Origin of the sequence: Streptomyces sp. NPDC046881 (assembly GCF_040645015.1) — a bacterium.
Lineage (GTDB): Bacteria > Actinomycetota > Actinomycetes > Streptomycetales > Streptomycetaceae > Streptomyces.
Window position 1 is genome coordinate 51,566 of the sequence record NZ_JBEYXJ010000006.1, and the last position, 13,433, is coordinate 64,998.

9 protein-coding genes and 2 pseudogenes are annotated in these 13,433 nt (G+C 73.8%); 2 read left to right on the forward strand and 9 right to left on the reverse strand.

Annotation, left to right across the window (positions count from 1 at the left end; translation table 11 throughout):
- Positions 1–39 precede the first annotated feature (39 nt).
- Positions 40–1,671, reverse strand: coding sequence for a protein kinase (locus ABZ923_RS05235; RefSeq protein ID WP_361467052.1), 1,632 nt, complete (start codon positions 1,669–1,671; stop codon positions 40–42).
- A gap of 340 nt (positions 1,672–2,011) precedes the next feature.
- Here ABZ923_RS05235 and ABZ923_RS05240 point away from each other — a divergent pair, with 340 nt between their 5' ends.
- Positions 2,012–3,661, forward strand: coding sequence for a protein kinase (locus ABZ923_RS05240; RefSeq protein ID WP_361467055.1), 1,650 nt, complete (start codon positions 2,012–2,014; stop codon positions 3,659–3,661).
- A gap of 145 nt (positions 3,662–3,806) precedes the next feature.
- Here ABZ923_RS05240 and ABZ923_RS05245 read toward each other — a convergent pair whose 3' ends face one another.
- Positions 3,807–4,352, reverse strand: a complete 546-nt coding sequence (locus tag ABZ923_RS05245; protein WP_030344256.1) for a bacterial proteasome activator family protein — start codon at positions 4,350–4,352, stop codon at positions 3,807–3,809.
- Positions 4,353–4,527: 175 nt separating this feature from the next.
- Here ABZ923_RS05245 and ABZ923_RS05250 point away from each other — a divergent pair, with 175 nt between their 5' ends.
- The gene (locus tag ABZ923_RS05250) at positions 4,528–5,268 is read left to right on the forward strand and encodes a hypothetical protein (protein WP_361467058.1); all 741 of its coding nucleotides are present in this window, start codon (positions 4,528–4,530) and stop codon (positions 5,266–5,268) included.
- A 10-nt stretch (positions 5,269–5,278) separates the two neighbouring features.
- Here the strand turns inward: ABZ923_RS05250 and ABZ923_RS05255 are convergent, their stop codons facing one another.
- The 7 genes and pseudogenes from ABZ923_RS05255 to pdhA all read right to left on the reverse strand — a co-directional run bounded on the left by ABZ923_RS05255 (position 5,279) and on the right by pdhA (position 13,272).
- Positions 5,279–6,259 (reverse strand): NAD(P)H-quinone oxidoreductase, encoded by a 981-nt coding sequence (locus tag ABZ923_RS05255; RefSeq protein WP_361467061.1) that lies wholly within the window; start codon positions 6,257–6,259, stop codon positions 5,279–5,281.
- Positions 6,260–6,287: 28 nt separating this feature from the next.
- On the reverse strand, positions 6,288–7,385 hold the full coding sequence (locus ABZ923_RS05260; RefSeq protein WP_361467063.1) for a potassium channel family protein: 1,098 nt from the start codon (positions 7,383–7,385) through the stop codon (positions 6,288–6,290).
- Positions 7,382–9,043, reverse strand: a pseudogene (locus ABZ923_RS05265) (molybdopterin-binding protein); the annotation flags it as partial. The pseudogene ABZ923_RS05265 and the gene ABZ923_RS05260, both read right to left, overlap by 4 nt.
- Positions 9,044–9,210: 167 nt before the next feature.
- Positions 9,211–9,669, reverse strand: a pseudogene (locus ABZ923_RS05270) (molybdenum cofactor guanylyltransferase); the annotation flags it as partial.
- Between the two features lie 101 nt (positions 9,670–9,770).
- Positions 9,771–11,117: a dihydrolipoamide acetyltransferase family protein gene (locus ABZ923_RS05275; RefSeq protein WP_361467065.1), complete on the reverse strand. Its 1,347-nt coding sequence runs from the start codon at positions 11,115–11,117 to the stop codon at positions 9,771–9,773.
- The gene (locus tag ABZ923_RS05280; RefSeq protein ID WP_361467066.1) at positions 11,117–12,121 is read right to left on the reverse strand and encodes an alpha-ketoacid dehydrogenase subunit beta; all 1,005 of its coding nucleotides are present in this window, start codon (positions 12,119–12,121) and stop codon (positions 11,117–11,119) included. The genes ABZ923_RS05275 and ABZ923_RS05280 overlap by 1 nt, the downstream gene beginning before the upstream one ends.
- Complete coding sequence (pdhA, locus tag ABZ923_RS05285) at positions 12,118–13,272, reverse strand: pyruvate dehydrogenase (acetyl-transferring) E1 component subunit alpha (RefSeq protein WP_361467069.1); 1,155 nt, start codon at positions 13,270–13,272, stop codon at positions 12,118–12,120. Before pdhA ends, ABZ923_RS05280 begins: the two co-directional genes overlap by 4 nt.
- Positions 13,273–13,433 lie beyond the last annotated feature (161 nt).

Sequence of the window (13,433 nt, forward strand, 5' to 3'; positions counted from 1 at the left end):
ACCTCAGGGTGACGCCGGTCCGGTCGCCGTAGCCGAGCTTCAGCCGGTGGTCTCGCCGGTGCTGCCGTCGGTCGTGGTGCCCACGGTGGTGCCGGCGTCGCCGGTGCCCGCGTCCGTGCCGCCCACGGTCGTACCGGCGTCCGTGCCGCCGTCGGAGGTGCCCGCGTCGGTGCCGCCGTCCGTCGGGTCCGTGGGCTGCGACGGCGGGGTCTCCGGGTCCGACGGCTCGCTGCTCGGCGTCGAACTGGCCGACTGCGACGGGGTGTACGACGGCGTGGACGCCGGCGGCCAGCCGGAGCCCGAACCGGAGCCCGAGTCCGAGCCGTTCTCCGTGGAGGGGTTCGAGGGCTCGTCGGTGTTGTCGTCGGACGGCGTCGGAGAGGGCGACTTCTCCTTGGTGTCCTTGGAGTGCGTCGTCTTCGGCTTGGTGTCGGGGCCGTTGCCGCCGTCGCCGTTCGCGCCCTTCATCGCCAGCGCGACGCCCGCCGCGATCGCGATGACCGCGAGGACGGCGAGGATCCACAGCTTGCCGCGGCCGCTGCCCTTGTTGCCGTGCCCCTCGAAGCCGCCGTCGTCGCCGTTGCCGTAGCCCGTGGGCAGGATCGGCTGCGGGATCTGCGCGGTGCCGCCGCCGTCCCCGGGGTGCGGCATGACGGTCGTCCCGGCGAAACCGGCCGCCGGGGTGTGCCGGCCGTCGTGCGTCTCCACCGGGCCGGTGTTCCAGGTGCCGGTGTGGCCGCCCTGGTCGTACAGCATCTGCAGGCCGTACTGGACCAGGCCGCGCATCTCCTCGGCGGTCTGGAACCGGTCGTCGGGGTCCTTGGCGAGGGAGCGCATGACCAGGCCGTCCAGCTCCGGCGGGCAGCCCTCGGAGACCTCCGACGGCGGGGTCGGGATGTCCTGGACGTGCTGGTAGACCACCGACAGCGGGGTCTCGCCGGTGAACGGGGGCCGCAGGGAGAGCAGTTCGTACAGCAGGCAGCCGGTCGCGTACAGGTCGGAGCGGTGGTCGACGGCCTTGCCGAGCGCCTGCTCCGGGGAGAGGTACTGCGGGGTGCCCATGACCATGCCGGTCTGCGTCATCGTCGTGGACGCGCCGTGCAGGGCGCGGGCGATGCCGAAGTCCATCACCTTGACGGCGCCGCTGTGGGTGATGATGACATTCGCCGGCTTGATGTCACGGTGGACGATGCCATGCTGATGCGAGTAGGCGAGCGCCTCCAGCACCCCGGAGACGATGATCAGGGCCTGCTCGGGGCCCGGCGCCTCGGCGTTCAGCAACAGGTCGCGGATGGTGCGGCCCTCGACCAGCTCCATGACGATGTACGGCACGGACTGGCCGCCCACGACGTCCTCGCCGGAGTCGTACACGGCGACGATCGCGTGGTGGTTGAGGCCGGCGACCGACTGTGCCTCGCGGGTGAAACGGGCCTTGGAGACGGGGTCCTCGGCCAGGTCCGCCCGCAGCAGCTTGACCGCGACCGTACGGCCCAGGCGGACGTCCTCGGCCGCGAACACCTCGGCCATGCCGCCCCGGCCCAGCCGGTGCGTGAGCCGGTACCGGCCGTCGCCGACGAGCCCTCCGTTGCCCCACATCTCCGGCGCGTCTGACATGCCGCCGCCAGTCGCCTCGGGGTCGGACGGGCCCTGAGAGCGCTGCGTCTGTGCCATCAGTCCTCGCCGTCGTTTCTGCCCGCGGTGCGCGCGGTGTTGTTACGGTCTCCGTCGGCCACGCTACAGCCTCCGCGGGGGCCACCGGTTCGGAACGGAAACCGGAACCGACCCGAGACAGACCGGTCATGAAACCTCTAGCACGCGCTGTCGTGCAAATTCTGTGCGCCCGTCGTACGGCCCCTGTAACGCTTGCGCGACGCTTCTTGCGCGTACGGTCACGGAACGGGCACCGCGCTTGACGTGTCGGTGCCCTGGGGCAGACTTGGCCGGGAATGACACATTCGATCAAGGCCTGTTCGCCGGCTGGCGCCGGGCGGCCGGTGGGGGACGCGGAGAGATGAGCCAGGACGGCGCACAGGGCCGGTACGCGGGGCAGGCCCTGGCCGGGGGCCGCTACCAGCTGCGCGACTTGCTGGGCGAGGGCGGTATGGCCTCGGTCCACCTGGCGTACGACGCGGTGCTGGACCGCCAGGTCGCCATCAAGACGCTCCACACCGAGCTGGGCCGGGAGCAGGCCTTCCGTGAGCGCTTCCGCCGCGAGGCGCAGGCCGTGGCCAAGCTCACGCACACCAACATCGTCTCCGTCTTCGACACGGGCGAGGACGCGCTGAACGGCATGACGACGCCGTACATCGTCATGGAGTACGTCGAGGGCCGGCCGCTGGGCTCGGTCCTGGAGCAGGACATCCGGCAGTTCGGCGCGATGCCCGCCGACCAGGCGCTGAAGGTCACCGCCGACGTGCTCGCGGCCCTGGAGATCAGCCACGAGATGGGGCTGGTCCACCGCGACATCAAGCCGGGCAACGTGATGGTGACCAAGCGTGGCGTGGTCAAGGTGATGGACTTCGGCATCGCCCGCGCCATGCAGTCCGGCGTCACCTCCATGACCCAGACCGGCATGGTCGTCGGCACCCCTCAGTACCTCTCGCCCGAGCAGGCCCTCGGCCGCGGGGTGGACGCCCGCTCCGACCTGTACTCGGTCGGCATCATGCTGTTCCAGCTGGTGACCGGGCGCCTGCCGTTCGACGCGGACTCGCCGCTGGCGATCGCGTACGCGCATGTGCAGGAGGAGCCGGTGGCGCCCTCCTCGGTCAACCGCGCGCTGCCGCCCGCGGTGGACGCGCTGGTCGCCCGCGCCCTGAAGAAGAACCCGAACGAGCGCTTCCCGACCGCCGAGGCGATGCGTGCCGAGTGCCTGCGGGTCGCGGCCTCCTTCCAGGCGGCCCCGCCGAGCATCGTGCCGGGCGCCGGTCCGAGCCAGAGCGGCTCGGGCGTCGGCTCCGCGGTGTTCCCGCCGGTCGACCGGACGGCCCCGGCGCCGCAGGGCCAGGTCCAGATGCCGTACCAGCCGGCTCCCGCCCCCACCCCGGCGCCGAACCCGTACGGCCACCCGACGCCCCCGGCCCCGTCCTACGGCTACCCGCAGCAGGGCGGCTACCAGACGCCCCCGGTGGGCTACGGCCCGCAGGCCGGCGCGCCCACCCCGCCGCCGTACACGGTCGCGCCGCAGACCCGGCCCGCCGGTGCACCCGGCGGCCGGAAGAAGCGGCCGGTGGTCGTGGCCTCGGTCACGGTCGCGGTCATCGTGGTGGTCGGGGTGGTCGTCGCGCTGACGGTGAAGAACGCCAGCGAGGACATCAAGGCCAACACCGGCGGAACGAGGGCCTCGGCCTCCGCCTCCCACCGGGCGGGCTACCGCGGACCGGACACCAGCCGGCGGATCGACGAGAGCAAGTGCACCGACCCGCAGGAGTCGTGGAAGGACCCGAACAAGATCGAGCTGCCCGACTTCCGCTACAAGGACATCGACTCCGTGAAGGCGTGTCTGCAGGCCGCGGGCTGGAAGTCGGACATCAAGCACCAGGACGAAAACACCTGGGGCGAAGGGACCGTGCTGAACCAGTTCCCCGCCCAGGACTCCGATGTCGACCCCGACGACCTGGACAGCATCGAGCTGAGCGTGTCCACGGGCAACCCGCCGCAGTGATCCGCGCCGGGGTGTAGGCCCGGGCCGTTGGTCCGGCCCGGTGGTACGGGCCGGTGGTACGGGCCGGTGGTACGGGCATGAGTCGGGCCCGGCGGTCGTCCGCCGGGCCCTTCGTGTGTCGTCGGCCGTGTCGTCGGCCGGTGGCCTACAGGTACGGGCCGCCCGAGCGGCCGCCCGCGTGGTGGTCGTCGCCGCCCTCGTGGCCGGTCATACCCGGCGGGAGCGCGCGGCGCATCTGCTCCAACTGGGCCCGCGCGGCCATCTGCTGGGCGAACAGCGTGGTCTGGATCCCGTGGAAGAGGCCCTCCAGCCAGCCCACCAACTGCGCCTGCGCGATCCGCAGTTCCGCGTCGGTCGGGGTGGCGTCGTCGGTGAACGGCAGGGAGAGCCGCTCCAGTTCCTCGACCAGCTCGGGGGCCAGGCCGTCCTCCAGCTCCTTCACCGAGCTGGCGTGGATCTCCTTCAGCCGCACCCGGCTGGCCTCATCGAGGGGAGCGACGCGCACCTCCTCCAGCAGCTGCTTGATCATGCTGCCGATCCGCATGACCTTGGCCGGCTGTTCCACCTGCTCCGTCACCGGGGTCTCACGGGAGTCATCGTCCCCACCGCCGCCGCCGAGTGCCATCCCGTCCTGGCCCACGACGAGGATCTGGGGGTTCTCCGGCGACCGTTCGTTCCTCGGCATCTCCATGCCGCCATTCTCTCGCACGCCAACACCTCATCACCGTCCTGCCCCCTTGTGGGGCTGATCCACCGTTTAGACCCGACGGAGCAATCCAGAATGCCCCCTTCGCCATGGAATGTGAGGCTGGTTCCCGTCGGTTTTCCATCGGTCACGACAACCTGGGCTCCGGGAGGTCACCGACGTGACTCCACGCCTGCGACTCACGCTCCGCTGGCTACGGCCGCTGGCCGTCCTCACGGCGGCCGCACTGCCGGCGTACGGCACCGCCGTCGCGTACGGCGGTACGCCCGTCCACGCCGCGGAGCAGGACTCCGCCCGCCCCTTCGCGACGGGGCACCGCGACGAGCAGCGGCTCACGGGTGCCGCCGGCCGCGGGACCCCGCGGTACACCGCTGCGGACCGCGGACACCCCGAGCAGGGACCGCCGGGCCGCGACGGCCCGGCCCGGGCGCAGGCCACCCCGGCCCCCTCCGCGCACCAGGACGCGCCCGCCGCCGTCCCCCTGCCGTCCGACTCCGCCTCGGCGTCGGTCCGCCCGTACCGCCCGCTCGCCTCCGTCGCGCCGTCCCGGGCGGGCAGCCGGGCCGGTGAGGGGCGGATGCGGCCGGGCCGGCCGGACGGGCCCGCGATCGAGGTGGAGGGCGACGACGACCCCCCGCTCGCCACCCCCGTCGCGCAGCCGGAAGGGCAGGAGGAACCGGAAGAGGCGGAGACCGCACACATACCGGGCGCCTCCTCGTCACCGCAGGAGGCGGACTCCGCCCCGCCCGGGCGTCCGACGCTGCCCGCCCAGCAGGCGGCCCAGCAGGGCGAGGCACCCACGGAGCCGGTCCTGCGGCTCCTGCCCCTGGGCAGCGGCCTGGTCCTCATCGGACTCGGCCTGGGCCTGGCCCTGCTGGGCCTCAGACTGCGCCGGAGCTGACCGGCCCCCGCTACGGCACGACCAGCAGCACCTTGCCGATGTGGCCGCTCTCCTCCACCAGCCGGTGTGCCTCGGCCGCCTCCGGCATCGGCACCTCGCGGTCCACGACCGGGCGGACGTGCCCGGCGGCGAGCAGGGGCCACACATGCTCGCGCACGGCGGCGACGATGGCCGCCTTCTCCTCCAGCGGACGGGCGCGCAGCGAGGTCGCGCTGATCGCGGCCCGCTTGCCGAGCAGCGTGCCGATGTTGAGCTCGGCCTTCACCCCGCCCTGCATGCCGATGATCGCGAGGCGCCCGTTGACGGCGAGGGCCTGGACGTTGCGGTCCAGGTACTTGGCGCCCATGTTGTCGAGGATGACGTCGGCTCCCGCGCCGCCGGTGGCCTGCCGGATCTCGACGACGAAGTCCTGCTCGCGGTAGTTGATGAGCACGTCCGCGCCCAGCTCGGCGCAGCGGTCCAGCTTCTCCTTGGTGCCGGCGGTCACCGCGACCTTGGCGCCGACCGCCTTGGCCAGCTGGATCGCCATGGTGCCGATGCCGCTGGAGCCGCCGTGCACCAGCAGCGTCTCGCCCGGTCGCAGGTGGGCGATCATGAAGACGTTGGACCAGACGGTGCTGACGACCTCGGGCAGTGCCGCCGCCCGGGTCAGGTCGACGCCCTCGGGAACGGGCAGCAGCTGGCCGGCCGGTACGGCGACCTTCTCGGCGTAGCCGCCGCCCGCGAGGAGCGCGCACACCGGGTCGCCGACGGCCCAGCCGGAGACGCCGGGCCCGAGTGCGGCGATCGTGCCGGAGCACTCCAGGCCGGGGTAGGGGGAGGCGCCGGGCGGCGGTTCGTAGAAGCCCTGACGCTGCAGGATGTCGGCGCGGTTGACGGCGCTGGCCACCACCTCGACCAGCACCTCGCCCTCGCCGGGCACCGGATCGGGGACCTCGCCCCACACCAGCGCCTCGGGATCACCAGGTTCGGGAATCGTGATCGCATGCATGCCGGTGACGCTACTCCCGGAGGGTCGCTCACCCGCCGGGCAGGGGTCGGGTGTCGGGGGTGACCTGGGCGCCGGGGGTGGCGCGGACGATGGTGATGAGCCGGTCCGTCAGCTGGAGGGTGCCGACGGACGGATCGTCGTAGCCGAGCACCCGGTGGCCGCGGACGACGCTCACCACCAGGTCGTCCGTCTCCCGCGGCGTCTTGCCCACCTCGCCGCGGACGACCGGCCGCTCGACGATGTCCAGCCCGCTGCCCTGCTGGATGAGGTCCTCCATGACCATGCCGGCGGCGGGGCTGAGCACGGACAGGCCGAGCAGCCGGCCGGCCGCGCCGGAACTGGTGATCACGGCGTCGGCGCCGGACTGCTTGAGCAGCGGGGCGTTCTCCTCCTCGCGCACCGCGGCCACGATCTTGGCGGTGCGGTTGAGCTGGCGGGCGGTCAGGGTCACCAGGACGGAGGTGTCGTCGCGCTGCGGGGCGACGATGATCTGCCGGGCCTTGTGCACCTCGGCCCGTTTGAGCACGTCACTGCGGGTGGCGTCACCTATGACGCCGACGTAGCCCTCGGCGTTCGCCGCGTCGATCACCTTGGAGCTGGGGTCGACCACGACCACCTGCTCTTTCTTCAGACCGGTCGCGCAGACGGTCTGGATGGCCGACCGCCCCTTCGTGCCGAAGCCGATGACGACGGTGTGATCGCGCAAGGCGGACCTCCAGCGGTTCAGGCGCCATTCCTCACGGGTGCGTTCGGTGAGCACCTCCAGCGTGGTGCCGACCAGGATGATCAGGAACAGCACGCGCAGGGGCGTGATGACGAAGATGTTGGCGAGCCGGGCGCCGTCGCTGACCGGGGTGATGTCGCCGTATCCGGTGGTGGAGAGGGTGACGGTCGCGTAGTAGAACGCGTCGAGCAGGTCGACCGGGCCGTCGGAGTTGTCGTGGTAGCCGTCGCGGTCGGCGTAGACGACGAACGCGGTGGCGACCAGCACCACCAGGGCCATGATCAGCCGCTTGACGACCTGGCGGATCGGGCGCTCCACCACTTTCCTCGGGAGTTGCACCCGGTGGGTCACCAGATGCTCGTCCGCGTGGCGGGCGATGGCGTCGTGGCCCGGAAGTTTCACGTGAAACACACCCCGATCCCGGCGGTCGCCCACGGCAGGTCCAGCAGTTCCGTCTCCTCGCCCTGCCGGGCCCCGCCCGGCGGTACGACGGCCAGCGCGTCGGCGGCGGCGATGCCCCGGAGCATGGCCGGCCCGTTGTAGTGCAGCGGCACCGCAAGGTCGCCGCGCAGCACCACGGGGATGAGCCGGGTGTCGTGCGGGTGCCCGTGCGCCGCCTCCCGGAGCGGGAGGCTGTACGGCTCGGGCGCGGGGTGGGCGGCGAGGGTCCGCAGCAGCGGTTCGGCGAGGGTGAGCAGCCCGGAGACGGCCGCGAGCGGGTTGCCGGGCAGGCCGACGAGGTGCTGCTGGTCCTTGGTGCGGGCCAGCAGCATGGGGTGGCCGGGGCGCACCTTGACGCCGTCGACGAGGAGTTCGGCGCCGACGCGTTCCAGGACCGGGTGGACGTGGTCGACCGGTCCGGACGCGGTGCCGCCCGTGGTGACGATCAGGTCGGCCCCGGAGCGGGTGACGGCCTTCTGGAGCGCCCGGGCGTCGTCACCGATCCGGCGTACGGCGACGACGTCGGCTCCGAGCGCGCGCAGCCACGGCGGCAGCATGGGGCCGAGGGCGTCCCTGATCAGCCCGTCGTGCGGCAGTCCCTCGGTCAGCAACTCGTCGCCGAGGACGAGGACTTCGGCGCGGGGCCGGGGCACCACGGTGACCGTGTCGTAGCCGGCCGCCGCGGCCAGGCCCAGGACGGCGGGGGTGACCAGGGTGCCGACGGGCAGCAGCTGGTCGCCGTTGCGGCACTCCTGGCCGCGCGGGCGGATGTCCTGGCCGTGGAGCATCTCGCGGGTGGTGTGCAGACGGCCCTGGGCGTCGATCCGGCCGTGCTCGGTGCGCAGGACGGCGGTGGTGTCGGCGGGGATGCGGGCGCCGGTGGCGATGCGGACCGCCTCGCCGTCGGTGAGCGGCTCCGGCTGCCCGTGCCCGGCGAGCACACCCTCCTCCCGCACCTGCCAGGGGCCGGGTCCGGCGACCGCCCAGCCGTCCATCGCGGAGGTGTCGAAGGAGGGCAGGTCGGTGAGCGCGTCGAGCGGAGCGGCCAGGGCCAGTCCGAGGGCGTCGCCGAGCGGCACGGAGACGGGGGTGCGGCGGGCGCGGGAGCGCGCGGCGCGGGCGGCGATCTCCCGGGCCCGGGGCCAGGGGGTGGCCCGGTGCCGCTCGGCGGACCGGTCTTTGGGCGTCTGCGCGGCCGGGCCGGCCGCCCGGCCCGTGCCGTCGTCCGGGCCGTCGTCCCGGGGCTTGCCGTGGGCGTCCCTCACGAGCGCCAGCGCCTCCTCGACATCGAGGTCGTCGGTGTCTTCGGCGGGCGCCTCGGCCCGGGTGCCGGGGGCGGTCATCCGGCGTCCGGGGCGCTCGGGCCCCCGGTGCTCCCGTCCGGCTCCCCGTCGCTTTCCTCCGCCCAGCGCAGCGCCAGCGCGGCGGCCCTGCGGGCAGCCTCGGCGACGGCCTCGGGGCCGCCCTTGCCCTGGGCCGCGGCATAGCCGACGAGGAAGGTGGTCAGCGGGGCCGCGGGGCGGGCCACGCCGTGTGCGGCGTCCCGGGCCAGGTCGAGCAGGACGCCGGTGTCGACGTCGAGATCGATGCCCAGCTCGTCCTTGACTGCGGAGATCCATTCATCCAACACGTGCCCATGCTCCCTGATCCGTGCCCTGGCGTCGGCGATGTCGTCCCAGGTGTCGCAGTCGAAGGACGCGAGCGGGTCCGGGACGCGGGTGAGGCGGAGGGCGCCGGTCAGCCGGCGCAGGGGAAGCCCGGTGAGGCCGTCGTGCGCGGCGGCGAGGGCGGTCAGCTCGCGGCGCAGGGCGGCGGTGCGGTAGGCGGCCACGAGCGGCTGGTCGCGGCCGTCGGCGTCGGTGAGCAGCGCGCCGTCGGCGCCGGTGTCCTGAAGGGCGGTCAGCAGGCGCCGGAGCGTGGCCGGTCCGAGGAAGGGCAGGTCGGCGGAGAGGACGACGGTGTGCGCGGCGGTGGTGAGGCGCAGCCCGGCCGCGAGCGCGGCCACCGGTCCGCCGCCGGGCGGCTCCTCGCGCGCCCAGCGCACCGGGCGGGCGGTGGGCCGGGGCGCGGCCACGACGACGGTCGTCCGGGCGTCCGCGCAGGCCGCGAGCACCCGGTCGAGCAGCGCGCGGCCCCCGACCCGGACGGCGGGCTTGTCGGCCCCGCCGAGCCGGCGGGCGGCACCGCCGGCCAGCACGACGGCGTCGTACGGCGCGGCGGGCCCGGCGGGGGCGTGGTCGGTCACCCCCCGAGTATGTCCTGCCCGGTCCTCCTTCCGGACCCGGCGTAGGTCACACCGTGGGCATGCTCGTCCCGCACCGCGCGCCGGTCTCCCTCAGGGGTGCTTCACAGGGTGCGCAGCAGCACCGCCGGCTGTTCCACGCAGTCCGCCACGTACCGCAGGAAGCCGCCCGCCGTGCCGCCGTCGCACACCCGGTGGTCGAAGGTGAGCGAGAGCTGGACGACCTGGCGGACGGCCAGCTCGCCCTCGTGCACCCACGGCTTGGGGACGATGCGGCCGACGCCGAGCATGGCCGCCTCGGGGTGGTTGATGATCGGGGTGGAGCCGTCGACGCCGAAGACGCCGTAGTTGTTCAGCGTGAAGGTCCCGCCGGTGAGTTCCCCGGGCGTGAGCGTGCCCGCGCGGGCGGCCTCGGTGAGCCGGGCGAACTCGGCGGTCAGGGACTCGGCGTCGCGCGTGTGGGCGTCCCGGACGACCGGCACGACCAGGCCGCGTTCGGTCTGGGCGGCGAACCCGAGGTGGACGTGGTCGAGCCGGACGATCTCGCGGGCCTCGGTGTCGACGGTGGAGTTCAGCTCGGGGAACCGGGCCAGGGCCGCCGTGCAGATGCGGGCGAGCAGCGCGAGCAGGGAGATCTTCTGCCCGCCTGCCGCGTTCATCGCCGTCCGCGCGCGCATGAGTTCGGTCGCGTCGGCGTCGACCCAGCAGGTCGCGTCCGGGATCTCCCGGCGGCTGCGGGAGAGCTTGTCGGCGACCGCACCGCGTACGCCCTTGAGCGGGACCCGCGCGCCGGCCTCGGCCCGGGGTGCCGCCGCAGGGGCCGCCTGGACGGCCGGTGCCTCGGCCGTACCGGTCTTCGCGGTCCCGGCCCGCAGCGCGTTCTCGACGTCCGCGCGCAGGATGAGTCCGTCCGGTCCGGAGCCGGCCAGCTGCCGCAGGTCGACGCCGTTGTCCCGGGCGAGCTTGCGCACGAGGGGGGAGATCACGGGGACCGGTCCCTCGGCGGGCGCGGAGGCGGGCGCGGGCACCGGTGCCGTCGCCGGTGCGGTCACGCGCGCGCGGGGTGCCGCCGAAGCGGCCTTGGCCTGCTGCGCCTGCCCGTTGGCGCCGGCCGTGCCCGCCCGTACCCGGCGCCGGCGGGCCGCCGGGGCCTGGGTGCCGTAGCCCACCAGGACGTTGCCGGAGCCCTCGGGCTCCGCCGCCGGTGCGCCGACGGCGACCGTCAGCAGCGGGGCGCCGACGGGCAGTTCGGTGCCCTCCTCGCCGAAGCGTGCGGTGACCACACCGCCGTAGGGGCAGGGCACCTCGACCATCGCCTTGGCCGTCTCCACCTCGACCACCGGCTGGTCGACGGCGACCACGTCGCCGACCTTGACCAGCCAGCGGACGATCTCCGCCTCGGTGAGTCCCTCGCCGAGGTCGGGAAGCTTGAACTCCAGCACCTGAGCCATCAGCCCTCGGCCTCCCACTGCAGCCGGGCCACGGCGTCGAGGATGCGGTCGACGCCGGGCAGGTGGTGCCGCTCCAGCATGGGCGGCGGGTAGGGGATGTCGAAGCCGGCCACGCGCAGCACCGGCGCCTCCAGGTGGTGGAAGCAGCGCTCGGTGATGCGGGCCGCGATCTCGCCGCCCGGTCCGCCGAAGCCGGTGGACTCGTGGACGACGACGGCCCGGCCGGTACGCCGGACGGCCGCGCAGACCGTCTCGTCGTCGAACGGCACCAGGGAGCGCAGGTCGACGACCTCCAGGTCCCAGCCCTCGGCCCGGGCGGCCTCGGCGGCCTCCAGGCAGACCGGCAGCGAGGGGCCGTAGGTGACGAGCGTGGCGGTGCTGCCGGGCCGGCGCACCACCGCGCGGCCGATGGGCTCGACGTCGGTGGGCTGCTCGGGGTTCCAGGTGTCCTTCGACCAGTACAGCCGCTTCGGTTCCAGGAAGACGACCGGGTCGTCCGAGGCGATGGCCTGGCGCAGCAGTCCGTAGGCGTCGGCGACGGTGGCCGGGGTCACGACGTGCAGCCCCGGCGTCGCCATGTAGTAGGCCTCGGAGGAGTCGCTGTGGTGCTCGACACCGCCGATGCCGCCCCCGTAGGGGATGCGGACGGTGATCGGCAGGGGCATCCGGCCGCGCGTGCGGTTGCGCATCCGGGAGACATGACTGATCAGCTGTTCGAACGCCGGGTAGGCGAAGGCGTCGAACTGCATCTCCACCACCGGCCGCAGGCCGTACATGGCCATGCCGACGGCGGTGCCGAGGATGCCGGCCTCGGCGAGCGGGGTGTCGGTGCAGCGGTCCTCGCCGAACTCCTTGGCGAGGCCGTCGGTGACGCGGAAGACCCCGCCGAGGGTGCCGACGTCCTCACCCATGACGTGCACGGTGGGGTCGGCGGCCATCGCGTCGCGCATCGCGCGCGTGAGGGCCTGCGCCATGGTGGCGGGCTTGACGGCGACGGTGGTCATCGGGTGCCGCCTTCCTGCTCGCCGTGCTGCTCCTGCTCGGCCTCCAGCTCGGCCCGCAACAGGGCCCGCTGCTCGCGCAGTTGCGCCGTGGTCTCGGCGTAGACGTGGTCGAAGAGGTCCATGGGGTCGAGTTCGGGGTCCTGGTTCATGCGCTCCCGCAGTGCGGCGGCCATCGTCTCGGCGTCCTGCCGCACGGCCTCGATGCCGGCCTCGTCGAGCAGTCCACGCGTGGTCATCTCGCGTTCCAGCAGCTGGACCGGGTCGTGGGCACGCCAGGCCGCGACCTCGGCGTCCTCGCGGTAGCGGGTGGCGTCGTCGGCGTTGGTGTGGGCCTCGATGCGGTACGTCACCGCCTCCACCAGGGTCGGGCCGCCGCCCGCACGGGCGTGCCGTACGGCGTCGCTCAGGACCTCGTGCACGGCCACGGCGTCGTTGCCGTCGACCAGCCGGCCCGGCATGCCGTACCCGACGGCCTTGTGGGCCAGGGAGGGCGCGGCGGTCTGCTTGGCGAGCGGGACGGAGATGGCGAAGCCGTTGTTCTGCACCAGGAAGACGACCGGCGCCTGCCAGACGGCGGCGAAGTTCAGCGCCTCGTGGAAGTCGCCCTCGCTGGTCCCGCCGTCGCCCACCATGGCGAGCGCGACCACGTCGTCGCCCTTGAGGCGGGCGGCGTGGGCGAGGCCGACGGCGTGCGGCAGCTGGGTGGCGAGCGGGGTGCTGAGCGGGGCCACCCGGTGGGCGTAGGGGTCGTAGCCGGTGTGCCAGTCGCCGCGCAGCAGGGTGAGCGCCTCGGCGGGGTCCACGCCCCGGGCGACGACGGCGAGCGTGTCGCGGTAGCTGGGGAAGAGCCAGTCGCGCTCCTCCAGGGCCAGGGCGGCGGCGACCTCGCAGGCCTCCTGGCCGGTGCTGGACGGGTAGACGGCGAGCCGGCCCTGCTTGGTCAGGGCGGTGGCCTGCGTGTTGTAGCGGCGGCCGCGCACCAGCTGCGCGTACAGCCGGCTCAGCAGGCCGGGGTCGGCCTTGCCGGCCGCCTCCGTGCCGAGGACGCGGTAGGGCTCGGCGTCGGGCAGCAGCGGCGCGGGGTCCATACGGGGCTGCCAGGCGGGCGGCGGCGAAGGCCGGTACGCGCCCCGCTGCTCCAGAACCGTCATGACGGCACCTCCTCGTGGGAGCGGCTACGGGAGGCGTGTCGGCTGTGACTCGCCTCACCAACCGATTGTTCGGTCGCCGACACATTTTGGCTACAGGCACCTCAAGGCTGTGGACAAACGGTTCTCCACAGCCTGGAATGAACGCAGGGCGTCCACGGCGA